Raw genomic sequence first — 26,042 nt, forward strand, 5'->3', positions numbered from 1 at the left:
AAAAAAAACACCCTTTGATTTGAATCAAAGGGTAAATATGAGATTGTATAGTCTAATATGAATAGGCTATTTTTTTGAAGTAAAAATTCTTGGATTTATAGAAATCATTAACCAAGCCCAATTGTTGGCATGTGTTGCATCTCCATTTTTTAAAAACTCTAGGGTTTTAGAACCAAACATTTGCGAGTAGCCACCACTAACATTAATATCCTTCTTAAAGGCATATCCAAAAGTTAAATCAACTTCAGTGCCTAAATAAGAATCAAGTTTTTCATTTGCAGGAGTTATAACTTTATTAGGAGCATTAAAGACATGCGGAATTAAAGCAAATTGCCATTTGTTGACATTGTAGCTTAATTTTAAATATGCATCTTGTAAACCTACACTGTTTTGATGATTACCAACATAAAAGTAATCCATGAAACCATTAAAACCATGGTTTGTTCCGAAAAGTGGACTGAATGATTTTACAACTGTGCTTCCGTCATTTGTGTCTTTTCCAGATAAGAATTCATATCCTAACGAAGCTTTAAAGGTATTTGTTATTGCATAACCAAGATTTGCTCCAGCGTACCATGCACTAACGCTTTTATTTGCACTTTTGCCGGTTTGTCCATAAACACCAAGATTAGCATCAAGTTTGGTAGTTTTATAGGTTAAGTACGTTCCAAAGGTTTGTTTGTAATCTATTAATAATTTATTCTCTAGATTCGCATATTCATAACCTGTATTAAGCATTAATAAGCTTATACCCAATGCATCTACATTAGTATGATACCAAGCATATTGCATGGCTTTATAGTTAGAGATCGTGTAGGGAGTTTCGATTACATTTTCTGCGTTAGCGTTGTATGCCACTCCTAAATCCAATTGATGGTTTTTTGGGTGAAAACTTACCAATACTGCATCATGACTTTGTCCTTGTTGTGCCCAATCTATTTCTCCAAGAATACGTTGGTTATCATAGGCAAGAACTTGACGACCAACACGAGTACTCCACTTTTTGTCAAATTCATATTGTGCCCAACCTTCAAATACAGCAACACCATTTTTATCAGCAACATTAGCATTTGCAACATCTCCCCAAGTTCTGGTGTTCTGAAGCGTTAATTTTACTTTTAATTGATCTTGTGCAAAGTTTAAATTTAATCTCGAACGTTGGGAGATAAAAGACGTTCCGTCTTGGTCTTCAGGTAAAAGCGTTTTATATCCGTTTCTAAATTCGTAACGGGGTCTTAATTGTAAATTTGCATCAAATTCTTGCGCTTGTACAGTAATGCTTATTATTCCTAATAGTAGTATAGAGATAATTTTTAAATTTTTCATAATTTGGTTATTTAAGGATAGCATAAAATTAAAATATCGTCACCGTTAGTTTTCTGATAAAAATCATGAAACCAGTGTTTTATATTAAAATAATGCGATCCCTTAATTTACATAATCAAAGTATGTTCTATTTGTGATTTTTGCTTTGAGTATATTGCTTTCAGTAGTGCTTATTGAGGAGAGTTAAAAAACTATTGCAACATAAATAAGCCTTATCAAACTGAATTACTATTTTAATTGTTTGGTAGATACTGAAAAGGGAAAAGCAGGAGGTATTAAACGTATTGTAGAAAATACGATAAGGGAGGTATGGTTAATTTGTAGTTTATTAAGTACTTACGTTTTTTTGATCTAACTTAATTGGTACGTTTTGAAATACGTATAAATACGTGTTTTTTTAATAATGATTATGTTTGTATCAAAGCGTATTCAGTAGCTTTGTTGGATAGCTCCATTAGATTTTTTACTTTGAGTTTTTTCATCAAATTAAAACGATGAACTTCGGCTGTTCTTTTACTAATGTTTAGCGTTTCTGCAATTTCTTTGTTTCCTTTTCCTGCTAATAACAATCTAAGAGTTTCTTTTTCTCTTTTAGTAATTGTGACTTCATCGTTTAAAGACTGTTTTAAATCGTTATTGAAATCATTACGGAGAAGTTGTTTGATTAATATAGAAGATACATCCCCGCTGTAGTATTTGCCACCTTGAAGTACTGTATGTAGTGCTTTTAGAAATTCTTCCTTACTAGAACCTTTTAATAAATAACCATCTGCACCTGCTTTAATAGATTTTAAAACACATTCTTCAGAGTCATACATGGTTAGTATGATTATTTTAACAAGTTGATTTTGTTCTCGAAGTTTTTCGATTACCTCTATGCCGGTTAGGAGTGGCATTCGAATATCTAATATAAGTAAATCGGGCTGTTTATCAGTAACTACTTCTAGTGTTTTTAAACCATCTGCAGCTTCGCCAACAACATCAATATTAGATTCGTTTTTTAATAATGATTTAATCCCATCTCTTACAAATACATGGTTATCTGCAAGAACAACACGAATAATATCTGCCATCTTACTTAATATTTAAATTAAATTTTACGTATATTCAGCTAGGTTATTATGCTAATATACGTAATTCTTAATTTTCTAATATTTTTTTGTACCCTTTATTTATGCGTTTTGTTTTATTTTTTTGAAGCTGTTTGTTTTTAAAGTAAAAACGATGAAGGGTAAACGATAGTTTATAGGTCTAATGAGGCTTTTATTAATCCAAGATTTTTTTTGCTATAATTTATCTTTAGTGCTTCTTGATGCCCTTTGTCAGACATTTTGTCCCACGTTTTTTTGATGATGTTTTTAAGTTTTTCCTCATCGTGTTTGTGGACAAAAGGATCTAGGTAATATTCTAAAAAAACAAGACAGATGACATCTTCTAATAATTGGGTTTCAGAATCTTTTTTAAGTAATTTTTTCTCGATCAAAAAAGAAACACGAGCGATAAATTCAGTATTATAACCAGACTTTTCTAAAATCAATGCAGTTGTCTTTGCGTGGAACTTTTTTAAATCTTCTCTCCATTTTAAATATCCTACGCGATCCATTGGGTAGGATTCACGTGCCACTTTCCATCTGCATATGTGTTGCGCTTTAGATGCAATTTGTATTTCTTCGGATGCTTCAGGGGAAAAATCCATCAATCTAGTATACATCCTGTTAGAGTATAATAGCTCCTTAGGATACGTGCTGTTATTGTCTGTTTCCTGATTTGGATCTTGAGCATTTTCAGCATCAATCCACTCGCTTGCTTTTTGAAAAGGTGTTGTCATTTAAATGAATATATAAAACCAAAGGTACTTAAATTAAGACATAGTACTAATTTAAAAGACAACATAAACAGTGCTTTTGTGTTAGAGTTTATACTACATCTCGATTGTTTGGCTTATTTTTTTATTGTAAATTAGCTTTATGTTTATTTGTGTAAAGTAAGCAAACCTCTTATTTAATTGTGCTTTTCAATTTAAAATTAAATCTATGAAAAAAATATTTTTATTAGTCGCCATCTCCATTTTTTCATTTAGTTGTAGTTCAACAGTGAAACCCTTAACTCAACCAAAAGAAGAAAATAAGACCACTATGAACACAAATAAAGCAGATGAATATGATGGTTCTACATTCTTTAAGGCTACGGGAAATGAGCCATTTTGGGGGGTGAAAATTGGAAAAGAAACTATTACGTTTACATCTTTAATCGAAGGATTAGAAGAAATTAGTGCTCCATACGTAGAGCCGATAAAAGCAATGGATGCAAATGTAAAGTTGTACCGTTTTAAAACTAAAACTGGAAGTATGAGTATTACTATTCAGCAAATGGATTGTACAGATACCATGTCTGATGATAAATCACCCTATAATGTTAAAGTAGAGGTTACGAATGCTAGTGATGGTAGTATCCAAAAAATGGAGGGTTGCGGAAAATATATTACAGATTATCGTTTGCATGATATCTGGGTTTTAGAGCAACTAAATGGAAAAAAAGTAACTACTGCCGATTTTCAACGTGAATTGCCAAGAATTGAAATCAATAGTGCTGAGAATAGGTTTATGGGATTTGGAGGATGTAACAATGTTAATGGTGGTATCTTTTATGAAAAAGATTTGTTGCGTTTTACAAACGTAATATCAACATTAATGGCTTGTGGGAATAACAATAAAGAAGATGACTTTTTACAAGCACTTCAGAGTACAACAACGTATACTATAGGAAATAATAGGTTGTCATTGTCAAATCCATCAGGGTTGCTTTTGGTTTTTAAAAAAGTTGATTAGTTATTGTTTTAATTAAGCTTCGACTCCGCTCAGCCTGACAAATAGTTTTTTGATTTATCTTATCCTTCTTATGGGGATTGAAGGGTTTTTAGATTTAATTAATCGGGCTTCGACTCCGCTCAGCCTGACAAAATAGTTTATTGACACTATCTTGTCCTTGTGATGAGGTTGAAGGATTTTTATATTTAGTTAATCGGGCTTCGACTTCGCTCAGCCTGACAAATAGGTTATTGACACTATCTTGTCCTCCTGAGCGGAGTCGAAGGGTTTTGCATATTAACCTAATATCTTAGCGCCTTAGCTACTTAGTAACTCAGCACCTTAAATTAAGGGTTTAACTTATTCCAACTCTTCTGTTTGGTCATCGACAAAATCTAATTCTAATGCTCTTACCGTTTGAACTGCATTTCCTGCGATTCCGCGAATAGAACCGTACATTCCTAAAGTATTATTAACTACTTTTTCTATTTGTTTTTCGCGTTGTTTCCAAATACGTTGCATGGCTCTTTTTTCTGAATCTAAATCGCTTTGCATTTGTGTAAATCCTTCTACGATGCCTTCAATTTGTAAACGAAATTCGTTAGTAGTTAAGAAATCGTATAACATGGCCATTTTATCACCTTTGTTTTCTTGTGCTTGTACAGCTTGACTTACTTGGATTAATGACTGACGTAAAACGGCACTTAATCCTTTAAATTCTTCGTAAGTACATATCCATATTCCGTCACGCATTCCCATACGATCCATTCCTGCAGGCATCACTTCGGTAACAAGAACCCCGATATTGGCTTTTTTGTCTCTAATGTCGTTTTTGAATTTTTCAATCCAAGCCGGTTGGAAGGCTTTAGTACGCTTACTTTCGTAATAAATAGTACCACAATTTTGTACTTCGCGAGTATTTACTATTTGTAAGCAATCGGCTCCATTGGCTCCCTTTTTAACTTCATCAATACTATCTAATGGGAAATTAGAAGCTAGCCATTCTTCAATAGCCAATTCCATTACTTCGCCTTGCAGTTGCATAGAACCTTGCTCTTGCTTGCGTTTCATTTCTTCGATCAGTTTCTTTTGGTCGTCCGATTGTTTTTGGTATTCTTTTATTTTTAACTCGTTCTTTTCTTCTTCTTGTTTTCGAATTTTATCTCTTTCTAGAACTAAGGTAGCATTGAGTTGTTTTTGAGATTCGGCTTCGATTGCTTCTTTCATCTCCAACTTTTCACGTTGAAGTTTAGCAATCTCACCTTCCATTTTATTTAATTCTCGTAACTTTTCAGATTTCTCCGAAAGTTCTTTTTCCATCGAAAGTAAACGGTCTTTGTTTTCTTCTTCGAGCTTCGTTTTTAGTTTCTCTGTTATTTCTTTTTCAGCTGTTTTTTTCTCGCGCTCTAAACGTTCAGCAAAAAGTTCGTTTTCGTGTTTCTTTTTAGCTTCAAATTCGGATTTGGCTTTTTCAAATTGCTCATTTTTGAGTTCTAATTCTTTTGTTTGAGCTGTGGCTTTTTGCTGGAATTCTTTACGAATACTGTCTTCTAATTGGTGTTTTAGAATGTCATTTACGTCGATTATTGTTCCGCAATTTGGACATTGAATTGAAGATTGCTCAGCCATTTTTTGATGATTTTTAGAAGTACTATTATTTTTTGCTAAGGTATTTAAAAGTTAGCTATAAGCATAATGTTTTCTCCTTTCGGTTTCCAATTTTTGATAAATATGTAAACTTGTATTTCGTGTTTTAATTTACAATTTATCTTTTTTTAAGGGGATTATACTAAGCGAATTAGGTTGTTTTATGATTTAATTACTCAAGATATGGAGCTGTTAAATGAATATTCTTGGGAAAGATATGGTGATTTTCTAGAAGTTGAAGGAGTAGAAGGGAAGGAGCATCGCAAAAACGTATTGGATTACGTTGTTAGAGAAGACTCATCAAGATCGATGAACTATCAGTTGGATTTAATAAAAAAGGCGGTTTTAGCAGTGTCTAAATTTTACATAAAAATAGGTGTTTCTGAGCTTTTGGTGGAATTAAATACTGATGAATTATTTTTTAAGTTTTGACCTAACAGTTTTTTTAAGCTGTCAGGTCTGCGCTTAAATTTTAATCAATAATTATATTTTGGCTATAAAATCTGAGTTGTTTTATAAACCTGAATTTGGGACGCAAGATAAGTTTCGCTACTGGTAACAAATTCTTGTAAGTAGGATTGATTATTGTGTAAATCAAGCCCTGCTTGGTCTGTCCATTCTTCCCAAATGATATAAACGTTATCTGAATTGTGTAAATCATAACGAATACAAGCAGCTTCTTTTCTAGTTTGATTCACTAGATTTTCGATCATGGTTTTAACTTGTTCGTTGTTTTCTTTTTTGCTTTTAATGATGGCTGTTATCGAAATCATGTTTATACAGTTTTAAAAAGTTGTTCTAAATGTGTAGTATATTCCTGCTTAAAGATAGCAATATTTTCTGGAGTTGCTCTTTTTTCGACATCGTGAAAATGAAAACTTTCTAATTTTTCCATTCCTGTAAATTTATTCATTTTATGAAAACCAAACATTACTCCATCATCAACAGAGGTTTGTTCAAAGAATTCTCCTGGGAGTGTAAATGCTGTTTTAGGTGCATTCCAACTTGTGGTAAGCATGTATTTGCGTCCGTGTAAAAGGCCGCCTGTTCCGTAGTTAATGTCTGGATTTACGCGACTTCTTCCGTCACTTTTGTAAATTCCGTTGTTATGTCCAGCAGTAAAAACATCATCAATATATTTTTTAAAGCCGTTTGGTAATTGAAACCACCAAATTGGTGTATGGTAAATGATTAAATCTGCCCAAACAAATTTGCTTACTTCTTCTTGTAGATTTATTTCGTCGTTTATATTGGTTGTTTTTATTTCGTATTTGCTGTTTTGTGACAGAAACTCTGTTGTCCAGTCCTGAATGGTTTGATTGAATTTTCCTCCTGAGTGAGCAAATTTCTGTCCGCCGTTTATTATAAATATTTTTTTCATTTTTAATGCTCTAATGTGTTATTGTTTTTTGTGTGAGGGGTAGTAGCGGTATCCTTTTGTTTTTTCTTTTAAAAAATAAAAGATTTAGCGGATGACCCGACCCGCTTTTTTTGCGGGTCACACCCTGTAGATTCTTATTTTGTTTTTGAGATTGCTTGGTTAATGAAATCAAGTTCTGATGCTGATAAATCAAAAGCCATTGCTTTTGCATTAGAAATTGCTTGTTCTGCATTTCTGGCTCCTGCTAAAACAATCGTGATTCCTTTTTGTAAGCTTGTCCAACGCAATACTAATTGGGCTAGCGTTGCATTTTTGGTGTTGGCTAATGAGCTTAGTTCTTCGACTAATGTTTTTACTTTGGCAAGATCGAATTGACTAAAATAGCCGTTACGATGGTCGTTGTCTTTTAGCTTGCTATCTGTAAAATATTTACCGGTTAGTAGTCCTCTTTCCATTGGGCTATATGCTATTATGCCAATGTTTTGAGACGTTGTAAGCGGAATTAAATCGGCTTCGATACTACGATTTAGCATGCTGTAGGAAACCTGATTTGATGCTAATTGTATTGTTTTTTGTGCTTCTTCTATTTGTGCTACGTCATAGTTACAAACTCCTGCGGCTCTTATTTTTCCTTGTTGGATTAATAATTCCATGGTTTCCATAGTTTCGCTAATAGGTGTTGTTGCGTCTGGCCAGTGTATTTGCAATAAATCGATATAATCGGTTTGTAAACGTTTTAAACTTTCTTCGACTTCCTTGATGATATTTGCTTTTGAAGCGAATTGGTATACTGGTACTTTTTTGCCATTGTCATCGGCATCAAAAAAGAATTCTCCCTTGCCTTGATTACTGCCATCCCAAACTAATCCAAATTTTGAAAGCAGTTGTACTTTCGATCTATCTTGTGTTTTTAGTGCTTCGCCAATCATTTCTTCACTCAATCCAAAACCATAAAAAGGAGCTGTGTCGAGTGTTGTCACGCCATTGTCGATTGATGCGTGTATGGATGCTATGGAGTCTTTCTTTTCGTTTCCGCCCCACATTGTGCCTCCTATGGCAAATGCACCGTATGTTATTGCTGATAATTCGAGTTCTGTATTGCCTAATTTTCTATATTCCATGATGCTATGTTTTTTACTTTAAAATTTATTTGGCAAAATTATACCAAATTTAAGAGTTTTAATTGGTATATATTTTCGTTTATTAGGTATATTTGCACCGCAAAATAGGTTGTGCAGAAAGTGCAGGTAATTAATTATATTGATTAGCTTGTTTGATGTAACCTAAATTGCAATAAATGTATACTCATGAAAAAAGAAAATTTATACGAACCTTTTACGGTTTCTTTTGAAACGTTAACTGAATATCCTGATGTGGGTGACCGCCATAATTTTTTTGAATTGGTTTACGTATTATCTGGAACGGGTTCACAATGCATCAATAAAAATATATTTGAATATGATGGTGGGCATTTGTTTTTGCTGACACCCGAGGATTGCCATAACTTTACGATTAAGACCGAAACGCAGTTTTTCTTCTTGAGATTTAATGATATTTATTTGAAGAATTCTAGTTTGCAGAATGAAAATATTCAGCGATTGGAATATATTCTTCAAAATGCCAATCATCAGCCTGGATGCATCTTAAAAAATGATTCTGATAAAATTTTGATTAAAACAATGATCGAAGCTATTATTCGCGAACATCAGGATAAGGATGTTTATAATAAAGAATTGATTCAGCAATTGGTGAATACCTTGATTATTGTTGTTGCTCGAAATATTGCGAAGTATTTGCCTGAGCAGGTAAATATTGGTTGTGAGGCTAAAGCGATGGATATTTTGCAGTATATTCAGAATAATATTTATTATCCTGAGAAAATAAAAGCAGAATCGATTAGTGAGCATTTTGGAATTTCGGGAACTTATTTAGGTCGTTATTTTAAGAAACATGCTAACGAAACGATGCAACAATACATTAGTAATTATAAAACAAAACTAATTGAACATCGTTTGCAGTTTAGTGAAAAACGCATTAATGAAATTTCTTATGAGTTTGGTTTTACCGATGAAAGTCATTTCAATAAGTTCTTTAAAAAACAAAAAGGCAATAGTCCTTCGGAGTTTAGGAAACTGGTCAGAATTAGTGCTTGATTGTGTTTTTTTAGCTTATTTGCTTGATATTCTTTGGATCTATTAGATGATTTTTTTGATTACACGTAGTTTATGAGTGTGTCTGTTTGTTTCTGGATTATAAATCCCTAAGTGATCTAAACGGTCAATTCGAACTTTTCCACTGGCATGAATGATGTAATTGTTGTCCATGATTATACCTACGTGGGTGATGTTTCCTTCATCATTATCAAAAAAGGCCAAATCGCCTGCTTCACTTTCTTCTATAAAACTCAAAGGATCTCCTTCTTTTGCTTGTTGCGAAGCATCACGTTGAATTTTGTACCCGTTTAGTTTGTAAACCATTTGTGTAAAGCCTGAGCAATCTATCCCAAAAGGAGTTTTTCCTCCCCAAAGATAAGGTGCGTTTAAATACATGTAGGCTGTATTTATTAAGCTGTTTTTTGATTTTATTCCGCTTATTTTTGTGCCTTCAAATTCAAAATTCGAAGTGTTAATTTCGCCATTATTCAAGAATGTTAGCGATGCACCAAGGGGAATTGGTAATAACAGATTATCGGGTGATGTTATGTAGTCTATTAAATCGGCATTTAAAATAGGTGCGTCTGATGATAGTAAATTATAACTAGCTTCAGATATTAATTGGTATTGTTTGGAATCAACCCAACCTTCGTAATTATCGAATTGGATTTTAATTTTAGACCATTGATTTTGCTGTTCTAGAATTTCGAAATGTTCTCCAAATAATAATTGGCTAACAATTTCGCTTCTATCACTTGGTTCAAATCGAACAGGCACTATGGCTAGATTACAAATTCCGAACATTTAGTGTATTTTATAAGTTAATAATCAGGAGTTATTATTTGTAAATAACTCCTGATTTATGATTATTTAGGCTCTTTCGATTACAATTGCCGAAGCTCCACCACCACCATTACAGATAGCAGCGGCTCCAATTTTGGCATTGTTTTGTTCTAAAACGTTGATTAAAGTTACGATAATTCTAACTCCTGAACAACCTAGTGGGTGTCCTAATGAAACGGCACCACCGTTTACGTTTACTTTATCGTTATCTAAACCTAGTATTTTTGAATTTGCTAATCCAACAACAGCAAAAGCTTCGTTGAATTCGAAATAATCTACATCGTTAATTGAGATTCCTGCTTTGTCTAGTGCTTTTGGTAATGCTTTTGCTGGGCTTGTTGTGAACCATTTAGGTTCTTGTGCAGCATCGGCATAACTTTTTATGTAGGCAAGTGGTTTTAATCCTAACGCTAACGCTTTTTCTTCGGACATTAATATCACTGCAGCTGCGCCATCATTTATTGTTGAAGCATTTGCAGCGGTTACAGTTCCGTCTTTTGTGAAAACTGCGTTTAACGAAGGAATCTTGTCTAACTTTACATTAGTGTACTCTTCATCTTTTGATACGATTATCGGGTCTCCTTTTCGTTGTGGTACTGCAACTGGAACGATTTCAGAATCAAATTTTCCTGCTTCCCAAGCTTTTGCACTTCTTTCATAAGATTGAATAGCAAAGTTATCTTGTTCTTCACGGCTGATGTTGTATTCAGTTGCACATAAATCAGCGCAAACTCCCATCGCGCTGTTATCGTAAGCATCTGTCAAACCATCTTTTTGCATTCCGTCAACCATTGTAGTTGGACCAAATTTAGTACCATTACGCATTTGTAGATAATGTGGAATCAAACTCATGTTCTCCATTCCACCCGCAACTACGATTTCGGCATCGCCACAAGCAATTGCCTGAGCACCGAACATAACTGCTTTCATTCCTGATGCGCAAACTTTGTTTACTGTTGTACAAGCTACTTTCTCGGATAATCCAGCAAATAGAGCTGCTTGTCTCGCTGGAGCCTGACCAACTCCTGCTTGTACTACGTTACCCATGAATACTTCATCAACTAAATTGGGGTCTAATTGTATTTTTTCTAAAGCTCCTTTAATAGCTACAGCACCTAATTTTGGGGCTGTGACTGTAGATAATCCTCCCATGAAACTTCCGATAGGGGTTCTAACGGCAGAAACAATAACAACTCTTTTGTTCATTTTCTGTGTGATTTAGTTAATGAAGCAAATTTAATGTTTATTTAAACAAATTCAAATTTTGAGTGTTTTGATTGTCTTTTTAAATTATTAGGAAAAATATTTTTTTTGTATTCGTTTGATAGTGAAGTGATTTTAAAAAAAGATGAAAAAATATTGAAAAAAGTCTCCGAAATACTTGTGAGATATATAATGTTGTCTTAAATTTGCAACCGCAAAACGAGACAAGTTTCTCTGAGCTTGGAGAGGTGCCAGAGCGGTAATGGAGCAGATTGCTAATCTGTCGACGGGTAACTGTCGCCAGGGTTCGAGTCCCTGTCTCTCCGCTTAATAAATTTTGCCTCGGGGTGTAGCGTAGCCCGGTTATCGCGCCTGCTTTGGGAGCAGGAGGCCGCAGGTTCGAATCCTGCCACCCCGACAAACTTTCCATAAAGTTTTAAAAGAAATGGACGCATAGCTCAGTTGGATAGAGCACCTGCCTTCTAAGCAGGCGGTCGAAGGTTCGAATCCTTCTGCGTTCACTTTAAAACCACTCAAATAGGGTGGTTTTTTTATTTTATATCCAAGGACGCATAGCTCAGTTGGATAGAGCACCTGCCTTCTAAGCAGGCGGTCGAAGGTTCGAATCCTTCTGCGTTCACGAAAAGCCACTCAATCGAGTGGCTTTTTTGTTTTTAGATGCTATTTCTTAAATAATAAGGAATCAGGTTCAAAAATCTGTGGATTAGCAAGAATTTTTGATTTTTTTTTTAACCATAATCTTGTCTTTCTGAGGAACGAATAATCTCTGCAAAAACTAATCCCAGTAAAGGCTCGGGTTTTCGTTCTTTTTTGCTTCTACTTTATTTTGTGTTAACAAATTGATTCGTTTTTGAACCCTCACAGGTTTTCGTATTGATCCATGTTTTACGGGATATTTTTCTATCTTTGAAGTTCGGACTTTTTAATCCAAATGACTCTATCTTTGAGTCTTTAGAAAACTGCTATTTATTATGGAACAAAAAATACATCAGGGAAGAAACATAAAACGTTTCAGAGAAATGCTTAATATAAAGCAAGAGGCATTGGCTTATGATTTGGGAGAAGACTGGAATCAGAAGAAAATTTCTATGCTTGAGCAGAAAGATGTAATTGAAGATAATCTACTTAAACAAATCTCAGCAGTATTAAAAATTCCAGTTGAAGCATTTCAGAACTTTGATGAGGAACAAGCGATAAATGTTATTTCTAATACTTTTGGAGATAATGCTTGTGTCGGAAATCCTAGCTCAACATTTAATTTCAATTCTATCGCAGAGTTAAAAAAACTTCACGAAGAAAAGATTACTTTGTTTGAACGTATGTTGAAAGAGAAAGACGAAATGATGACAAGACTTGAAAAATTAATCAACAAATAGTTTTAGATTAATTCTTTCTCTATTTGAAATTTTTTCCCTTTTTTATCTATTGTTGGGTTATTCATTCTATATCTTTCAATAAACTTTTGTGTTCAGATATTTTGGCTTATAATTGAAACTAGTAATTCGCTTGTAAATGCTATTATTGGATAATTATCGACGATCAAAAATGTTTCTAAATACCTATTAGAATTATGAATATAGAAGAATTCAGAGATTATTGTCTCTCTTTTAAAGGAACTCACGAAGGGATGCCATTTAATGGATTTTTTAATAATTCTCGGTCAATACTAGTGATCTATGTTAAAGAGAAGATGTTTTGCTTTTTTGATTTGGATAAATTCGATAGCTGTACGATAAAATGTGCTACGGATAAGATAGACAGTTTAAAGGATGAATATAATGCTATTGAAAAACCGTTCAATTTAAGCCCAAAGTATTGGATTAGTGTTCGGTTTAATGAGGATGTGTCCGATGAGATGCTTAAAGAGCTTGTGGCTGATTCATATAAATTGGTCGTTTCAGGATTGACTAAAAAACAGCAGAAAGAGTTGGCTGCAAGTTAAATTCATATTGCCGTTATTCGTGGTCAAAAAAAAATCTAACTTTGCGGCATGCACATACAATTATTAAATCTCATTTCTAAAGACAGACTTCTTTCTGAAGAAGAGAAAGAATTGTGCGGACAGTATTTTGAGCCTGTCTTTTTTTTAAAAAATTCTATTCTCGAAAAAGAAGGGCAAGTTCCTAAATACTTATATTTTGTTTTATCAGGATTTGCACGACTGTTTCATCACAATAGCAAAGGCAATGAAGTTACTACAAACATCAATTGTCCAACCGGATTCATTACATCGTACATGCATTTCATAAATCAAACAAAATCTGATGAAAATTTGCAGTGCGTTACAGATTGCGAGTTGCTTAGAATTACCAAAACTAATTTAGATTTATTGATTGATCAAAGTATCATTTTTAAAGACTTCAGTATTTCAGTCTTTCAGCAAGCACTTTTTTATCATGAAAGTCGCTCAAAAGAACTGGCAATCCTAACAGCCGAAGAGCGTTACCTAAAGTTAATGAAAAACTATCCTGATATATTGCAAAATGTTCCGTTGCATTACATCGCTTCATTTTTGGGAATGAATCCTAAAAGTTTAAGTAGGGTGCGTAAAGAAATGATTAGGTAACATTTGTGAAGTAGTTTTGAAAAAGCTATTCTCAATTTTGTGTCATCATTTAATAATAAAAATATGGCACAGAAAAAATTAGCCTTGGTAACAGGAGCAAACGGACACTTGGGTAATAACTTAGTGAGGTTGTTGATTGAAAAAAATATTCCTGTTAGGGCTTCGGTTCGTAATATTAACAATAGAAAACCCTTTGCTGGATTGAATTGTGAGTTGGTCCAAGCTGATATTACAGACAAACAGTCACTGATAAATGCATTGCAAGATGTTGATGTTTTTTATGCAGTGGGAGCAGTATTTAAACTTTGGGCAAAGGATCCTAAAAAAGAGATTTATGATGTAAATCTTGAAGGAGCCAAAAATATGATAGAAGCTGCAGTTGAAGCAGGTGTAAAGCGGATTGTTTATGTGAGTTCCATCGTAGCTACAAATTTTTCAATATATCCCATAAAGGAGAGTAATGGCTACAATCCCGACCGTAGAGATATGTATTTCAATTCTAAAAATGATGGGGAGAAATTAGTTTTTGAATTGTCAAAAAAACACAATATTGAGCTAGTTGCCGTTTTGCCTTCAGCAATGATTGGTAATAAAGCATTTGCACCTTTAAGTGTTTCCTATAATATTATTGACCTGATTTTGAAAAAACAAATTCCTATTGAAACCAATATTGCCTTGAATTGGATCGACGTTAAAGATGTTGCTGAAGGCTGTTATTTGGCAGCAACAAAAGGGAAGAATGGAGAAAGATATATTTTGGCAAACGAAAAATGTATGTCAATCAAAGAAACGACCAAAATTGCACAGGAACTTTTTCCCGAATTGAAAATAAAGTTGCCAATAGCAGTTCCAAAGGCAGGTTTGTTTATGGTTGCTTGGCTCATGGAATTAGGAAGTAAATTAAATGGTAAAGCACCTTTAATCACTACAAAGGACATTGCAGTATTTTCAGGTTTACTACAAGATTTTGATATTTCGAAAGCAAGAATAGAATTGGGATTTAATCCTAAGAGTTCGAAAGAAGCTGTGAAAGAGGCAATGTATTATTTACAAGATGGTGGAGGCGAATAAAGGTATATTCTTCAGTAGTTTTTCAGCTCAAAGCGGAGTTCCTTTTTTTATGTGCCTAGTTATAAAAGTTTAAAAATTAATAATGCATTTTTCTATTGGATTTTGCTGAAAAAATATTCTCAAGAGAGTCAACTAATATTTTAAAATAATGTTTTAAAAAAAGCCTTCCGTTTTCTAAATCGAAAACGAAAGGCATTTTTTATCTAAATTTTAGTAAATGCTATTAGTTTTAAACGGCACTTTCGCTATAAACAACACCATCATAACAAGCATTGTAAATTGCTTTTAGTTCTTCAAGACTTGGAACACGAGGATTAAAACCTGTACAAGGATCAATTAACGCATTACCTGCAATATAATCAAGGTTTTTAATCCAGTCTTCTTTAGAAATTCCAAATTCTTTAAGAGATCCAATGTTGTTAACCTCTTTTCTAAGACCTTCAATAGCTACTGCTAATCCTTCTGCTGTTTCTTCACCAATGACTTTTGCTAATGCAGGATATTTGTTTGTAGCAGATTCGTTGTAACGAATTACGTTTGGAAGGAAGATCGCATTTGCACATCCATGAGGGATACCATAAAGAGCACCTACCTGATGTGAAAGGGAATGTACAATACCTAGCCAAGCATTATTAAAAGCAAGACCAGCCATGAATGAGGCATCGTGCATGTTTTGGCGCGCTACGATATTCTCTGGATTTTTAACAGCCTCAGGTAGGTTGTTAAAAACTATTTCCAATCCTCCTTTTGAAAGTACATCGGCAAAGTTGTTATCAATATTAGAAACAAATGCCTCTACGCAATGCGTTAAAGCATCAAGTCCTGTATTACTTGTAATGTGCGCAGGCATTGAAGCACATATTTCTCCGTCAACTATAGCAATATCAGGCGTTAGTTCATAAGATACAATTGGGTATTTTACTCCTTTTTCACGGTCGGTAATAACTGCAAGACCAGTTGTTTCTGTTCCAGTTCCGCTTGTAGAAGGAATTGCAATAAATTTTGCTTTTTTTCTAAGTACAGGAACGCTAAATGGTTTGATAAGAGAATCAAAATCAGTATCAGGATATTCATAAAAAATCCACATGGTTTTCGCAGCATCTATTGCAGAACATCCTCCTAAACCGATAATCCAGTCAGGTTGGAATTCCAGCATTGCTTTAGCACCTTTAAAACTTGTCGCAGATGAAGGATCTTCTTCAACACCATCAAATATTTTGGTTTCTATTCCAGCTTCTTGTAAAAAAGTTACGGCTTTGTCAAGTGTACCGCTTTTTTTCATCGAGCTTCCTCCTGTAACAATAATTGCTTTTTTTCCTTTGATGTTTTTTAACTCCTCAAGACTTCCAGCTCCGTGGAAAACCTCAGAAGCAATAAATAGTTTACTCATTTTTATACATATTAAATTATGAGACAAAGGTAGAAGAGGTGTTGCCTGAGCTGTTATACAAACAGGACTATGCGGTATAAATTTGCGCCAATTCCTGCTGAAGTTCTGTAGGAGTTTCTTTGAGTTTAGCTTTGACAAATTTATTTAATGCAGAAGGAGAACTGAATCCCAGATCCAAAGCAATCTGCTTGTGTGAGAGATCTGAAAAAAGAAGTTGTCGTTTTATTTCAGTTAAAATTCGGTTATGAATTGCATTAATAGCAGTTTCACGACAGTGTTTTTTTGTAACGTTATTCAGTTTTTTTGCGCTTACAGCCAATTGATCTGCATAATATTGAACAGTACGTTGCGTCTTATAATGCTGATTTAGAAGTTTTTTGAAACGAAAGTAAATCAGTTTATCAGCTTCTTTTTCCTGATGTAAAACAGGGTGTTGGCCATGAATAGATTCTATAAGTCCAAGAAGAAGAACCTTGATGAAAAAACGTGCCTGTTCTTTTTTGATTAAAGTAGGAGCGTTGTATATGTTTTGAATATCTGCTATAATTTGAGAGTTGTTTTTAAATTCTTTCTCCGAAAGTAATACACAGTTTAAATTCACAGAAAGATTGACGTTATAGGCGCTGAGCTCATTTTTAAGTATGTCTGAACAGAAAAGGATTTCTTCAAACAAAATTACTTTACCAGATAAATCGTCACTTGCATTTGTGATAAAATGAACCTGATCAGGGAATATAATCGAAATTTTACCTGCTTTTAAAAAATGCTTTCTGTCTTCGATATGTACTTCTATACTACCAGTCTCAATTGCTAAAATGCAGAAATGATCTTTTTTATGAGGTTCTAAGTAAATAGGATCATTCTTGGCGCTTAAATCGAAGACACGAAATGATAAATTATGGTCTTCAATTTTGTCAATATGCTTCTTAATTTCTAATCTCTTTAAATTCATAAGTACAAATTTATTCCAATTTTATCAGGTTTAAGATTTATTAACACAAATATTTGATCCATTTTGTGCTCAAATACGCAGTTAAGATAATTAATAGTGCACTATTCATCAGTTTTAAAAGTATTAACTTCTCCTTCTATAAATTGTATGGTTCGCGTTTTCTTGCGGAGATTTGGTTTTGTTTTTCTTATTATGTTATGCTCGTAGTGAGTTTACCAAGAAGAAATGGAGATTAACAGCTTTTAGTGATATATATATGTTTTCTATAAGAACTTTTGAAATAGTGCAATAGATAAAAATAATAGTAAACATAATTTTGTAAAATATACTTTTTAGTATATTTGTATTCTAATATTTGATGTAATGTCTACGAAAGCAGAAAGAACGAAACAGTTTATACTTGAAACCGCAGCTCCTATTTTTAATCAGAAGGGGATTGCTGGTGCAAATATTGATGATGTTTTGGAAGCATCTAAATTGACTAAAGGCTGTCTTTATGGACATTTTGAGAGTAAAGAGGATTTGTCTTTTCAGGTCATTAATTATATGCTGGATTATAACACTTCTAAAATGACAGCAGTCATAAATACGAAAAAATCCGCTAAAGATAAAGTTCATGCTTTTTTAGATTTTTATAAAGATCCTTTTGATACTACTATAAAAGGAGGATGTCCAATTTTTAATATCGCTGTAGAATCGGATGATACTTTTCCTGAAATTAATGCAAAGGTGGCTGCTGTATTAAAAAGTGGGCAAGAGTGGTTTGTGTCTGTTTTAGAAAAAGGTATTAAGGATGGAGAGTTTTCTAATAAACTGCAGTCAGACATTTATGCTTTTAAAGCTTTTGCAGCCGTAGAAGGAGCTCTAGTTTTATGCAAAACGATGAATACAGCAAAGCCCATGCGGGGCTTGATTAAAAGTTTAAAAGAAGAATTAGAAAATTTCAGGATCTAATTTTTTTTACTATAAAATATACTTTTTAGTATATTTTGTAAGTTAGATTACCATATAAAATGCACATATATAATCGGATAAAAAAATATACTAAAAAGTATAAAATAATAATAACTTAAATAAAAATTACATGAAAACAACAGGAAATACCATATTCATTTCAGGTGGAAGTGCCGGAATAGGTTTAGCATTTGCAAAAAAATTAAGTGCTGCAGGAAATAAAATTATAATCAACGGGCGCAATGAAGAGCGTTTACAAAAAGCGCTCAAAGAATTGGATAATGCGATTGGTATACAAGGAGATTTATCAGTAGAGGCAGATCGTATTAAAATTGTAAAAGAGTTAAGGGAGCACTATCCAGAGCTAAATATTGTAATCAATAATGCTGGTGCTGCTTATATGAATGACCTAAGCGATAGTACAAATAATTATAATCGCAAAATTAAAATGTACACAAATCTAAATTGAAATGTACATTTTTTCAGATAAATCTTAAAAGCCTGTACATACTCTGTACAGGCTTTTAAATTAAGTTTAAACACCAATTAACCAACATTTAAACAAAACGTTGCTATACCGCCTCCAAGTAGCTCATGGGTGGCTTCAAGGTTATTTTCATAAATATGCACATTGCCTAAGAACAATGTAATAGACTTCAACGGTACGTTGATTTGTTTACTTATCAAATACAAGTGATAGATGTCGCTCGGTAAACCTAGTGAAGCATCTGAGCTTCTTTGATATGCGCTTACAACCAGTTTGCCACTCGTTATTTGAAACTGAATCAAACTTAAACACGGTTGTTGATTACTCTCAGTGTTGTTAGAACCTAAAAAAAGTACATAATTCTTTGACGTACGTTGCTCTTTATTGATTTTCTTAATCAATTTTGGTAGCTGTTCAAAGTACGTTGGGTAGCTGTTAACTAAAATAGGACCGCAATAATCCCACCAAGATATCCCTATGCCACGATAAGCCTCTGTGGATCGTTCGCCTTGCATGAATAAATTTAATTCATCCTTGAGTTTCTTTTTAGCTAAACCATGACTTTCAAATAATTCCAGTAAGTCAATTGGTTTTAACTCCAATTTTTCGTTTAATAAAAAGGTTATGGATCCTTTTTTTATTTTGTTGTACTTTCCCTCTAGCAGTAATTTTAGTTAGTATTTCGTGGTATTTATTCATTTTCGATTTTTGATTGATGATTATTATTTTATCTTTGCCTTACCACAGAATTTATATAAAATAGCAAAGCCACCATTAGAAGACATATGTCCTCCAACGGTGGCTTTGGTGCTAAATTTTTAAATTCTGTGGTAAGAGTTAAAAATGTTGGAGGACTATTTTTTACTTCCCCTCTCCTTTGGAATTACTTGATTAAAATTTGGTATTCTTTTAAAAACTCCTTTTTTTGGTTTCTTGATAGCTTGCCTCGCTTTACTCGCGTATAAGGTACAAAAACAAGCCCTATGATAGTCAATCCTACGAATCTTGAAAACGCACTGTATTGCCCTTTTCCTTTACGCTCCTGACCTTTGGCGTAAGCCCAATCCGCTTTCCATTTTAGGGTAAAACTCGATCCTACCCGATAACGAAGGTAATGGTAATCATGCAGCATGGCGTCAAGGTCGAGACCAGGAATATCACATAAATCTTTGACAACAGTTGCGCCATCAAATTCAGACGGATTGGAGCAAAAGAAGTCATACGCTATAATATAAATATTTATTTCGCAGAAGCTGTACCCCTTTAGTTTTAACAGCTGAGATACGGCTTTTCTTCGTTTTCTTAGCGCATTAGAATCTTGTTTAAAAAAATGAGAGTATGAACCTAACATTATACTTGTGGTGTTAGTTCCCAATCCCCAGGTAGTTTCCCATAAATGGTATGAATACCATCATCCAGTAAGTCACTTTGTATAAAAAGCAATAGTCCAGCTTTCGCTTTTGCCCAATCTTTTTGAGAATCAGTCATACCTTCAAAATTATGAGCAGATTTTACCGAAACACCTAATATATCAAGTTCATTGTTTTCTACCCTTTTCTGGCGACAATTGATTTGATGTTTTGCTCCAAATTCATCTATAACAAAATCTTCTATGCTAAAGATTTTTGCATCTGGCATCGTTGTCCAGGAAGTAATTTCGATTTGTAACTTACCCGTTAAGCCTCCAAATCTGTTGGAGTGGGTATATGCTGTATTTAATTGTATCATAATTGTCTTAAATAAATATTTATGTAGTTTGTCCACCATCTTTAATAACCCAATTGTTAGGGGCAGACGTAAGTACTGCTCGTGAAGCTGCAGATCCAGATGTATATTTAGAACTTCCAAAATCTATTTCTAAATTTGCTTTCAAAATCCTTGTGCTCCAACCATTATATAAGGCGTCTAAGTGTACTGCTGAAAATGTTGTTGGAGTTTTTGTTTTCATAAAATCTTTGAAATTAATTACATTTGATACATTCCAATTACCTATATTTTGGTCGAAATTTAAAGCGTTATAAAACATAGCTTTCATATTGTTAACATTATTAACATCCCATGAGTCAATAGGTTGATTAAAACTTTTAGCAGAATTAAACATAGTTCTCATATCAGTAACTTTTGAAGTGTCCCAACCTCCTATAGGTTGATTGAAGGATAAGCAATCACTAAACATTGTACCCATGTTAATAACTGTTGAAGTATTCCAATTGCTGATATCTTGATTAAATATTTTGCAACCATTGAACATTCCTTCCATTAATACCACTTTTGAAGTATTCCAGTTATTTATACTTGAGCTACCCCCATTGTCAAAATTAGTTGCTTCATCAAACATTCTTATCATATTTTCAACAGACACAACATTCCATCCACCTATATCTTGATTAAAACTTTTAGCGCCTTGAAAGAGACCTGTCATGCCCCTAATATTTGAAGTATCCCAAAGTTCTAGATGGTTTATTGTTGTTAACGATATACAATCCCTAAATGTAAATGATAAACCTCTAACCATCTTTAATTCTGGTATATCTTCGACATTAGTAAGTGTAAGATTTACACAGCCGTCAAAGGCACTACCATTAATAGTAAAAAAAAAGCTCCCCCATCGTTGAATAGTCATTAATTTCATCTTGTCACCAGTACCTCTAAATATAAATCCATCACATTTACCAGTAATAATGACCTGATAAATTCCAACGTTTGAAAAAGTGTGGGTAGCTTCTGCCTGATTCCAAGATGTAATTCTAGATACTGTGCCATCTCCCCAATCAACACTAAAGTTATAAATTCCACCAGCGGTGAGTGGTAGTTTTATTTGGTTTATTTGACTTGACCCAGTTGAAAGATTGTCCGTTTTCCAAGTAGAGATAAATGGTTTGTATTTGCTCTTTCCAAAAACTGTATTTTGTATTAACGCTCCCATAATTACAGTCCTAATAATAAAATGCTGTTAGTAGCTCCACGCTGTGTCAAGGTAAAAATCTGTTTTTCTGCAGTATTGGCAGGTGTCCCCATTAACCATGTTTTAGGAGCTATGATAGCCCAGCCAACTGTTACACCAGGCAATGTGATACCATTAAATAAATAAGAATCAACAAGTGCTATGGGTATGGTTATAGTACAATTAGCTGTAAAAATAACCGTTTTTCCATGCCAAGAAGGCTGTGCGTTTTGCGATGTAGAAACCTCAATTTGGTTTGAAATATCTTGTTTCCCTGTAATGTCTTGATTGGTGACTCCAGCTAAACGAGCTATTTCCGTTTCTAAAATCAGGCTCCTTCCAGCTACCTTATCCACTTTGTTTGCTGTTAAAGCATCGATTAAGGCTTTTAAAATTTTACCCATTTCAGCAGTCAGAGCTTTCGTGGTTCCACCCGTAGTCAAGTCATTTACCAATATCGTACTTAGAGAAATTTCAACTTTTTTAATTGCATCGACAATTTCCTGAATAGTGTCTAAATTTATATCGTCAGATGTCAACAAAAGATTAATAGCGTCTATTTGTTCTTGTAATATCCTCCCTTGTTCTACGGTCAAGAGTGAATCTTCATCACTATTTATAAGATCATTAGCAATATTCAAGTATTGAGCTGCGATTTTTATAAATTCGTTGAGTGGCACATAGCCGTTTACTACACCTTTTTGGGACTTATCTTCTTTTGAAGAAGTCAATTCAGGGTGAGCGTTAGGATCAGATAAGTGATGAGCCAAAACGTACGCTTCGGCTTTATCGTTTATAATTTCCTGTAACCCCTCAATATTTTCAACAGGAATTTTCTCCTCCTTAAACCAAATTGAGTCAAAAAATGACCAAAATTGTGTTTGTGTAGGTCGCAAGCCAGTGCGAAACCATTCTTTTACATTTGCTTTTAGTGCCATTATCCAACGTATTTAATATAGTGAACTACTCTGTAGGGGTTCATAATTGAGAAAGATTTACCGCCACCAACTGGACTCGATTTCCCATATTTCGAAGTTGCATCATCTCCAGAGTTATTACCGCCTCCTCGCCAGTTACTTGAAGCTTGGACTAGATGCCCATCATGTGCGTGTTCTGGAAGTTCTGGAATTGATAAGGTTTTTGTTTTAGATCCTCCCGCTTTACCAACGACATCATAATCGGAATCTTTTTCATCAAAACCAACAGGCATTTTACCCGCCATTTCTGTAATTTCTTGCCAACCAGCAGGGATTTCGTTTGCAGGACGGCCCCATAGCGCAATTAGTCCAATTGGTATATTACCCACCAATGGTCTTGCTTCTAATTTTTGAATTCTATCAATTAATCCTTGAATGTTTTTAGTTGGAAACCCTTGTTTAAAGTCAGCCCAATCCATCGCTTCAACACCAGAGCCAAACGTGATATAACGTGTTTTTATAACTGGATAGGAGTTATTGTTTTGAAACAGTAATGTTTCTGTCTCTTCTTTTATAATAACTTTTGGCTGTGTTAGTCCACCAATAAACTCAAAGGGTTCATTGTTTATAAAAACAACGCCATTACTCGTATTTGAGCCCGATACAACACAACCAGAAATAATAGATTTGTCGCCTACAATATTCCCAAAGGCAGTAAAAAGGTTAAAAGCAGTTTGCATCCTTCCTAAAACATTGGTAGTCGTTGGAAAACCGCCAACTTGACTAAAATTTATACTATTCATATATTACAAATTGATAGCTTTTACCAGCCAACACATAAAAGTCAACCAAAGCCGTTATTTCATTTATTTTTTGATTTAAAATAGAAGCAGGAACATTTATTATAAAATCAGCCATTCCGCTTATATAATTAAAATCCTGCTCTAGGTACATAACCCCTAAATACACATCGATATTTTCAGCCTGTGTGTACAAATAATCTTGATCTACTTGTGCAGTATTACCTATCGTTATTCGCCTTAAATCAGGGTCGAATTTATCATTAATCGCTTTCCTTAAATAGCATTTTTGAGAATTATAAGAAAGCTTTTTTAAGTTGTCTTCACGTATTTGCAACCATTGATAATGCAAATTCGCAATCGGAGAAACCAAAGAGCTGAGATACCCAAATAAAACAGTCTTTCGTAAAAATGTTGGCAATAGCAATAAAACCAATCTATCCCAATCTACTTTATACCACATAGCTCACATTGTCAAAATTAGGCACTACAAAATACCCGCTTTCCGGTACAGTTTTTACCGTGATAGGTTGTGGTGGCAAATAAGTATTTGTATTAATATCAATAATCTGAGATTCCGCATTTACGATATTTGGAATTCTTACCCCTTCAATATTTTTTAATTTTGTTTCCAAATCAAACAACACTAACTCACCATTAAAAGGAAGCTCCTTCATGTACTCCAATATAGCTTCCTGAACTGGGTAATTACCGTTTAAAATGCTCATACCAGTTGCATCGATAACTAATGAATCACGAAATATTTGTAAGTTCAACAGCAAAATGTCAGGTAAATGATTTACCACAATATATTTTACACCACAATCTGCAATTTCACTCATGTAGGCATCAAAGGATGCTTTTTGAGGAGTAGAAATTGGAGATAAAACGCCATCGCTTTCAGTTGCAATTTTTATCAGCAGTTGTCCAGCTGATTGTGTCACTGCTGAATATTTAATTATTTTAGAATTTTCAATTTGTTCCTCCGTAAATCCGACATTATCATACTTGTCGGTATCTTCAATTAAATCAAAACCATACTGAAATGCTTTTGCTTTGGTTCTGTACCAAGATGGTCTATGAGGAAATTGTTGCTCTATAATATCAGTAACTTCTGCTTTATGAGTGTCGAAAAGAGAGTCTAAAAGCCAAATTGCATAACTAATTATAAATATAAATCGTCTATAAATTGCTGATTGACTTATCGAATTTGGGAGCGTTGAATCAGCAGCTATTTTAGCGTAAATTTCGTTTGAAATATCTGTTATTTTTTTTGCCATTTTTTAATCTACTATAAATGTTGATCCTACAATCATTGTTCCTATACCTATAGGCGGTGTTAATTGATCTAATTGACCCTTAGTTATTCCTGTAGCTAGTATTGCTGTTTTGCTTTTTAAATAGACCGTTTCTTTTTTTAAAATTGTAATGTTGCTCGGGATTATTATTTGTTCGCCTGAAATTGGATCATCAGTAACTGACCTATCGCCATTAGCAAGAGCAAGCGCATAAGCGTTCATAACACTTCCTGTATGTTGTACGGCTAAATCAAACCATGATTGCAAGACTAAAACAGTTACTGTCATTTTCTAATATTTTGCATCGATTTCAATTGTCAAATCGGATGCTATTTGTATTTTATTTACTGTCATACCATCAAATGAAAATTCTAATCTAATTTCCCTGGCTAAATTTTCGGGGCTGTCATCTTCTAAATACCTTTGAGCTCCAACACCGCGCATTGGCACGTCCTTTAATTCTCCTTTTTCAATCAGAATTAACATTTTTTGATGTTGAGCCGTACTCTCTCCAACAACTAAATCGCCATCGGTAACCAATAAATCAAAATCATCATCTAATAAAAAATCTGTCATTTTAAACCTATTTTAAAAACTGATTAATTCTCGTTTCAATTTCTGTGAATTGTGGAATATTGTTCAGCGCCGTTGTGTTACCAGTTAAAGTGTCAGGAGTTGAAACAATAAAACTCATCGCTTTTATAGCAGCTATTAAATCAACCATTATCTTTTTTAATGTTTCGTTTTCTTTTTGAAATAAAAATCCGGTTGCATCAACTTCAATAATTGTATTTTCAATGTAATAGCCAACTTTTGTAACTTCATCGGCTGCAATAATCATCCAGTCGTCATCATCTTCAACGCGAACAGCTAAAACGTAACTGCCAATTTTTGGTACCAGGATGAAACTTTTTTTATCTGAGAGAACCGGGCGAAGTCGTACGTCTAAAAATTCCTGTCCGTCTTCATCTTCAAGAACACATAAAGCTGTATTTTCATCAACAGATTTAACTTTCGCAATGTTACTTACAGCAGGACCATGATTCTTAGCCATGCTTTCAAGCCCCTCCCTTATTTGATCAAATGTTGCCATTAATCCAATATGAATTTATCTGTATTATGAACTTCAATCCCTTCTACTAATTCAGCAATATTATTCTCAACTATACATTTTGTATGTGGATGGTGATTCTTAGCTAAATATTTCATTAAAGGCTCAACCGCTTTTTGAAAAGCTTTTGATTGTTTTTTTTTCTTTTTTGTAAGGGCTATTTTTTTCATT

32 protein-coding genes and 4 tRNA genes are annotated in these 26,042 nt (G+C 33.8%); 13 read left to right on the forward strand and 23 right to left on the reverse strand.

All coding sequences use genetic code 11. The features are described from left to right. Positions 1-66: 66 nt before the first annotated feature. The 3 genes from QWY99_RS05855 to QWY99_RS05865 all read right to left on the reverse strand — a co-directional run bounded on the left by QWY99_RS05855 (position 67) and on the right by QWY99_RS05865 (position 3,154). Positions 67-1,326, reverse strand: coding sequence for an alginate export family protein (locus QWY99_RS05855; protein ID WP_290262671.1), 1,260 nt, complete (start codon positions 1,324-1,326; stop codon positions 67-69). A gap of 407 nt (positions 1,327-1,733) precedes the next feature. Next, on the reverse strand, positions 1,734-2,399 hold the full coding sequence (locus tag QWY99_RS05860) for a response regulator transcription factor (RefSeq protein WP_290262674.1): 666 nt from the start codon (positions 2,397-2,399) through the stop codon (positions 1,734-1,736). Positions 2,400-2,569: 170 nt separating this feature from the next. Continuing rightward, complete coding sequence (locus tag QWY99_RS05865; RefSeq protein WP_290262677.1) at positions 2,570-3,154, reverse strand: DUF4202 domain-containing protein; 585 nt, start codon at positions 3,152-3,154, stop codon at positions 2,570-2,572. A 205-nt stretch (positions 3,155-3,359) separates the two neighbouring features. Between QWY99_RS05865 and QWY99_RS05870 the strand changes: the two genes are divergently transcribed. Next, positions 3,360-4,154, forward strand: a complete 795-nt coding sequence (locus tag QWY99_RS05870; protein ID WP_290262680.1) for an META domain-containing protein — start codon at positions 3,360-3,362, stop codon at positions 4,152-4,154. Between the two features lie 339 nt (positions 4,155-4,493). On the opposite strand, the gene QWY99_RS05875 is transcribed toward QWY99_RS05870, so the two are convergent. Beyond that, the gene (locus QWY99_RS05875; RefSeq protein ID WP_290262683.1) at positions 4,494-5,762 is read right to left on the reverse strand and encodes a DUF2130 domain-containing protein; all 1,269 of its coding nucleotides are present in this window, start codon (positions 5,760-5,762) and stop codon (positions 4,494-4,496) included. 201 nt (positions 5,763-5,963) lie between these two features. On the opposite strand from QWY99_RS05875, the gene QWY99_RS05880 reads away from it, so the two are divergent. Further along, positions 5,964-6,212: a hypothetical protein gene (locus tag QWY99_RS05880; protein WP_290262686.1), complete on the forward strand. Its 249-nt coding sequence runs from the start codon at positions 5,964-5,966 to the stop codon at positions 6,210-6,212. 62 nt (positions 6,213-6,274) lie between these two features. Here the strand turns inward: QWY99_RS05880 and QWY99_RS05885 are convergent, their stop codons facing one another. From QWY99_RS05885 to QWY99_RS05895, 3 genes are all read right to left on the reverse strand, one after another. After that, positions 6,275-6,553 carry a putative quinol monooxygenase gene (locus QWY99_RS05885; RefSeq protein ID WP_290262691.1) on the reverse strand — a complete coding sequence of 93 codons (279 nt, stop codon included), beginning with the start codon at positions 6,551-6,553 and terminating at the stop codon, positions 6,275-6,277. Between the two features lie 2 nt (positions 6,554-6,555). Beyond that, on the reverse strand, positions 6,556-7,161 hold the full coding sequence (locus tag QWY99_RS05890; protein ID WP_290262694.1) for an NAD(P)H-dependent oxidoreductase: 606 nt from the start codon (positions 7,159-7,161) through the stop codon (positions 6,556-6,558). A 134-nt stretch (positions 7,162-7,295) separates the two neighbouring features. Further along, positions 7,296-8,282: an aldo/keto reductase gene (locus QWY99_RS05895; protein ID WP_290262697.1), complete on the reverse strand. Its 987-nt coding sequence runs from the start codon at positions 8,280-8,282 to the stop codon at positions 7,296-7,298. Positions 8,283-8,468: 186 nt separating this feature from the next. On the opposite strand from QWY99_RS05895, the gene QWY99_RS05900 reads away from it, so the two are divergent. Then, on the forward strand, positions 8,469-9,314 hold the full coding sequence (locus QWY99_RS05900) for an AraC family transcriptional regulator (protein ID WP_290262699.1): 846 nt from the start codon (positions 8,469-8,471) through the stop codon (positions 9,312-9,314). 42 nt (positions 9,315-9,356) lie between these two features. Here the strand turns inward: QWY99_RS05900 and QWY99_RS05905 are convergent, their stop codons facing one another. Both QWY99_RS05905 and QWY99_RS05910 read right to left on the reverse strand, forming a co-directional pair. Next, on the reverse strand, positions 9,357-10,118 hold the full coding sequence (locus QWY99_RS05905) for a C40 family peptidase (RefSeq protein ID WP_290262702.1): 762 nt from the start codon (positions 10,116-10,118) through the stop codon (positions 9,357-9,359). 66 nt (positions 10,119-10,184) lie between these two features. Beyond that, positions 10,185-11,363: an acetyl-CoA C-acyltransferase gene (locus tag QWY99_RS05910; protein WP_290262705.1), complete on the reverse strand. Its 1,179-nt coding sequence runs from the start codon at positions 11,361-11,363 to the stop codon at positions 10,185-10,187. A gap of 239 nt (positions 11,364-11,602) precedes the next feature. Between QWY99_RS05910 and QWY99_RS05915 the strand changes: the two genes are divergently transcribed. The 8 genes from QWY99_RS05915 to QWY99_RS05950 all read left to right on the forward strand — a co-directional run bounded on the left by QWY99_RS05915 (position 11,603) and on the right by QWY99_RS05950 (position 15,018). Further along, positions 11,603-11,686: transfer RNA gene (locus tag QWY99_RS05915), tRNA-Ser, on the forward strand. A gap of 17 nt (positions 11,687-11,703) precedes the next feature. Then, positions 11,704-11,778, forward strand: a tRNA-Pro gene (locus QWY99_RS05920). Between the two features lie 29 nt (positions 11,779-11,807). Further along, positions 11,808-11,881, forward strand: a tRNA-Arg gene (locus tag QWY99_RS05925). A 45-nt stretch (positions 11,882-11,926) separates the two neighbouring features. Beyond that, a tRNA-Arg gene (locus QWY99_RS05930) sits at positions 11,927-12,000 on the forward strand. A gap of 352 nt (positions 12,001-12,352) precedes the next feature. Further along, entirely contained in the window at positions 12,353-12,757 is a 405-nt protein-coding gene (locus QWY99_RS05935; protein WP_290262707.1) for a helix-turn-helix domain-containing protein, read from the forward strand. A gap of 194 nt (positions 12,758-12,951) precedes the next feature. Then, the gene (locus tag QWY99_RS05940; RefSeq protein WP_290262710.1) at positions 12,952-13,323 is read left to right on the forward strand and encodes an MmcQ/YjbR family DNA-binding protein; all 372 of its coding nucleotides are present in this window, start codon (positions 12,952-12,954) and stop codon (positions 13,321-13,323) included. Between the two features lie 48 nt (positions 13,324-13,371). Then, entirely contained in the window at positions 13,372-13,947 is a 576-nt protein-coding gene (locus QWY99_RS05945; protein WP_290262714.1) for a Crp/Fnr family transcriptional regulator, read from the forward strand. 63 nt (positions 13,948-14,010) lie between these two features. Further along, positions 14,011-15,018: an NAD-dependent epimerase/dehydratase family protein gene (locus QWY99_RS05950; protein WP_290262717.1), complete on the forward strand. Its 1,008-nt coding sequence runs from the start codon at positions 14,011-14,013 to the stop codon at positions 15,016-15,018. Between the two features lie 229 nt (positions 15,019-15,247). Here the strand turns inward: QWY99_RS05950 and QWY99_RS05955 are convergent, their stop codons facing one another. Together QWY99_RS05955 and QWY99_RS05960 are read right to left on the reverse strand one after the other, a co-directional pair. After that, complete coding sequence (locus QWY99_RS05955; protein ID WP_290262721.1) at positions 15,248-16,408, reverse strand: iron-containing alcohol dehydrogenase; 1,161 nt, start codon at positions 16,406-16,408, stop codon at positions 15,248-15,250. A gap of 67 nt (positions 16,409-16,475) precedes the next feature. Further along, positions 16,476-17,360: an AraC family transcriptional regulator gene (locus tag QWY99_RS05960; protein WP_290262723.1), complete on the reverse strand. Its 885-nt coding sequence runs from the start codon at positions 17,358-17,360 to the stop codon at positions 16,476-16,478. A gap of 363 nt (positions 17,361-17,723) precedes the next feature. Here QWY99_RS05960 and QWY99_RS05965 point away from each other — a divergent pair, with 363 nt between their 5' ends. Then, a complete protein-coding gene (locus QWY99_RS05965) occupies positions 17,724-18,314 on the forward strand; it encodes a TetR/AcrR family transcriptional regulator (protein WP_290262725.1) in 591 nt (196 codons plus the stop codon). 130 nt (positions 18,315-18,444) lie between these two features. Further along, positions 18,445-18,783, forward strand: a complete 339-nt coding sequence (locus tag QWY99_RS05970) for an SDR family NAD(P)-dependent oxidoreductase (protein ID WP_290262726.1) — start codon at positions 18,445-18,447, stop codon at positions 18,781-18,783. Between the two features lie 77 nt (positions 18,784-18,860). Here the strand turns inward: QWY99_RS05970 and QWY99_RS05975 are convergent, their stop codons facing one another. The 12 genes from QWY99_RS05975 to QWY99_RS06030 form a co-directional block, all read right to left on the reverse strand. Beyond that, positions 18,861-19,403, reverse strand: coding sequence for a thymidylate synthase (locus QWY99_RS05975; RefSeq protein WP_290259706.1), 543 nt, complete (start codon positions 19,401-19,403; stop codon positions 18,861-18,863). Between the two features lie 281 nt (positions 19,404-19,684). Next, positions 19,685-20,152: a hypothetical protein gene (locus tag QWY99_RS05980; protein ID WP_290259704.1), complete on the reverse strand. Its 468-nt coding sequence runs from the start codon at positions 20,150-20,152 to the stop codon at positions 19,685-19,687. Then, positions 20,152-20,529 (reverse strand): hypothetical protein, encoded by a 378-nt coding sequence (locus QWY99_RS05985; RefSeq protein WP_290259702.1) that lies wholly within the window; start codon positions 20,527-20,529, stop codon positions 20,152-20,154. The genes QWY99_RS05980 and QWY99_RS05985 overlap by 1 nt, the downstream gene beginning before the upstream one ends. Positions 20,530-20,548: 19 nt before the next feature. Further along, on the reverse strand, positions 20,549-21,727 hold the full coding sequence (locus QWY99_RS05990) for a BspA family leucine-rich repeat surface protein (protein WP_290259700.1): 1,179 nt from the start codon (positions 21,725-21,727) through the stop codon (positions 20,549-20,551). 2 nt (positions 21,728-21,729) lie between these two features. After that, positions 21,730-22,683 (reverse strand): hypothetical protein, encoded by a 954-nt coding sequence (locus QWY99_RS05995; RefSeq protein WP_290262728.1) that lies wholly within the window; start codon positions 22,681-22,683, stop codon positions 21,730-21,732. Continuing rightward, positions 22,683-23,465, reverse strand: a complete 783-nt coding sequence (locus QWY99_RS06000) for a phage baseplate protein (protein WP_290262730.1) — start codon at positions 23,463-23,465, stop codon at positions 22,683-22,685. Before QWY99_RS06000 ends, QWY99_RS05995 begins: the two co-directional genes overlap by 1 nt. Continuing rightward, entirely contained in the window at positions 23,458-23,925 is a 468-nt protein-coding gene (locus QWY99_RS06005) for a hypothetical protein (protein WP_290262732.1), read from the reverse strand. Before QWY99_RS06005 ends, QWY99_RS06000 begins: the two co-directional genes overlap by 8 nt. After that, positions 23,915-24,742, reverse strand: coding sequence for a nucleotidyltransferase (locus tag QWY99_RS06010; RefSeq protein WP_290262734.1), 828 nt, complete (start codon positions 24,740-24,742; stop codon positions 23,915-23,917). The genes QWY99_RS06005 and QWY99_RS06010 overlap by 11 nt, the downstream gene beginning before the upstream one ends. Positions 24,743-24,745: 3 nt before the next feature. Continuing rightward, complete coding sequence (locus QWY99_RS06015; protein WP_290262735.1) at positions 24,746-25,048, reverse strand: hypothetical protein; 303 nt, start codon at positions 25,046-25,048, stop codon at positions 24,746-24,748. A gap of 3 nt (positions 25,049-25,051) precedes the next feature. Beyond that, positions 25,052-25,336, reverse strand: coding sequence for a hypothetical protein (locus QWY99_RS06020; protein ID WP_290259687.1), 285 nt, complete (start codon positions 25,334-25,336; stop codon positions 25,052-25,054). Positions 25,337-25,343: 7 nt separating this feature from the next. Then, on the reverse strand, positions 25,344-25,853 hold the full coding sequence (locus QWY99_RS06025) for a hypothetical protein (RefSeq protein WP_290262737.1): 510 nt from the start codon (positions 25,851-25,853) through the stop codon (positions 25,344-25,346). Continuing rightward, on the reverse strand, positions 25,853-26,041 hold the full coding sequence (locus QWY99_RS06030; protein ID WP_290262739.1) for a hypothetical protein: 189 nt from the start codon (positions 26,039-26,041) through the stop codon (positions 25,853-25,855). Before QWY99_RS06030 ends, QWY99_RS06025 begins: the two co-directional genes overlap by 1 nt. Between the last annotated feature and the right edge of the window lies 1 nt (position 26,042).

Source organism: Flavobacterium branchiarum (assembly GCF_030409845.1).
GTDB lineage: Bacteria > Bacteroidota > Bacteroidia > Flavobacteriales > Flavobacteriaceae > Flavobacterium > Flavobacterium branchiarum.

Coding starts and splice junctions, on each gene's coding strand:
- QWY99_RS05855 (WP_290262671.1), bottom strand. CDS start 1,326: ATGAAAAATTTAAAAATTATCTCTATACTACTATTAGGAATAATAAGC.
- QWY99_RS05860 (WP_290262674.1), bottom strand. CDS start 2,399: ATGGCAGATATTATTCGTGTTGTTCTTGCAGATAACCATGTATTTGTA.
- QWY99_RS05865 (WP_290262677.1), bottom strand. CDS start 3,154: ATGACAACACCTTTTCAAAAAGCAAGCGAGTGGATTGATGCTGAAAAT.
- QWY99_RS05870 (WP_290262680.1), top strand. CDS start 3,360: ATGAAAAAAATATTTTTATTAGTCGCCATCTCCATTTTTTCATTTAGT.
- QWY99_RS05875 (WP_290262683.1), bottom strand. CDS start 5,762: ATGGCTGAGCAATCTTCAATTCAATGTCCAAATTGCGGAACAATAATC.
- QWY99_RS05880 (WP_290262686.1), top strand. CDS start 5,964: ATGGAGCTGTTAAATGAATATTCTTGGGAAAGATATGGTGATTTTCTA.
- QWY99_RS05885 (WP_290262691.1), bottom strand. CDS start 6,553: ATGATTTCGATAACAGCCATCATTAAAAGCAAAAAAGAAAACAACGAA.
- QWY99_RS05890 (WP_290262694.1), bottom strand. CDS start 7,161: ATGAAAAAAATATTTATAATAAACGGCGGACAGAAATTTGCTCACTCA.
- QWY99_RS05895 (WP_290262697.1), bottom strand. CDS start 8,282: ATGGAATATAGAAAATTAGGCAATACAGAACTCGAATTATCAGCAATA.
- QWY99_RS05900 (WP_290262699.1), top strand. CDS start 8,469: ATGAAAAAAGAAAATTTATACGAACCTTTTACGGTTTCTTTTGAAACG.
- QWY99_RS05905 (WP_290262702.1), bottom strand. CDS start 10,118: ATGTTCGGAATTTGTAATCTAGCCATAGTGCCTGTTCGATTTGAACCA.
- QWY99_RS05910 (WP_290262705.1), bottom strand. CDS start 11,363: ATGAACAAAAGAGTTGTTATTGTTTCTGCCGTTAGAACCCCTATCGGA.
- QWY99_RS05935 (WP_290262707.1), top strand. CDS start 12,353: ATGGAACAAAAAATACATCAGGGAAGAAACATAAAACGTTTCAGAGAA.
- QWY99_RS05940 (WP_290262710.1), top strand. CDS start 12,952: ATGAATATAGAAGAATTCAGAGATTATTGTCTCTCTTTTAAAGGAACT.
- QWY99_RS05945 (WP_290262714.1), top strand. CDS start 13,372: ATGCACATACAATTATTAAATCTCATTTCTAAAGACAGACTTCTTTCT.
- QWY99_RS05950 (WP_290262717.1), top strand. CDS start 14,011: ATGGCACAGAAAAAATTAGCCTTGGTAACAGGAGCAAACGGACACTTG.
- QWY99_RS05955 (WP_290262721.1), bottom strand. CDS start 16,408: ATGAGTAAACTATTTATTGCTTCTGAGGTTTTCCACGGAGCTGGAAGT.
- QWY99_RS05960 (WP_290262723.1), bottom strand. CDS start 17,360: ATGAATTTAAAGAGATTAGAAATTAAGAAGCATATTGACAAAATTGAA.
- QWY99_RS05965 (WP_290262725.1), top strand. CDS start 17,724: ATGTCTACGAAAGCAGAAAGAACGAAACAGTTTATACTTGAAACCGCA.
- QWY99_RS05970 (WP_290262726.1), top strand. CDS start 18,445: ATGAAAACAACAGGAAATACCATATTCATTTCAGGTGGAAGTGCCGGA.
- QWY99_RS05980 (WP_290259704.1), bottom strand. CDS start 20,152: ATGTTAGGTTCATACTCTCATTTTTTTAAACAAGATTCTAATGCGCTA.
- QWY99_RS05985 (WP_290259702.1), bottom strand. CDS start 20,529: ATGATACAATTAAATACAGCATATACCCACTCCAACAGATTTGGAGGC.
- QWY99_RS05990 (WP_290259700.1), bottom strand. CDS start 21,727: ATGGGAGCGTTAATACAAAATACAGTTTTTGGAAAGAGCAAATACAAA.
- QWY99_RS05995 (WP_290262728.1), bottom strand. CDS start 22,683: ATGGCACTAAAAGCAAATGTAAAAGAATGGTTTCGCACTGGCTTGCGA.
- QWY99_RS06000 (WP_290262730.1), bottom strand. CDS start 23,465: ATGAATAGTATAAATTTTAGTCAAGTTGGCGGTTTTCCAACGACTACC.
- QWY99_RS06005 (WP_290262732.1), bottom strand. CDS start 23,925: ATGTGGTATAAAGTAGATTGGGATAGATTGGTTTTATTGCTATTGCCA.
- QWY99_RS06010 (WP_290262734.1), bottom strand. CDS start 24,742: ATGGCAAAAAAAATAACAGATATTTCAAACGAAATTTACGCTAAAATA.
- QWY99_RS06015 (WP_290262735.1), bottom strand. CDS start 25,048: ATGACAGTAACTGTTTTAGTCTTGCAATCATGGTTTGATTTAGCCGTA.
- QWY99_RS06020 (WP_290259687.1), bottom strand. CDS start 25,336: ATGACAGATTTTTTATTAGATGATGATTTTGATTTATTGGTTACCGAT.
- QWY99_RS06025 (WP_290262737.1), bottom strand. CDS start 25,853: ATGGCAACATTTGATCAAATAAGGGAGGGGCTTGAAAGCATGGCTAAG.
- QWY99_RS06030 (WP_290262739.1), bottom strand. CDS start 26,041: ATGAAAAAAATAGCCCTTACAAAAAAGAAAAAAAAACAATCAAAAGCT.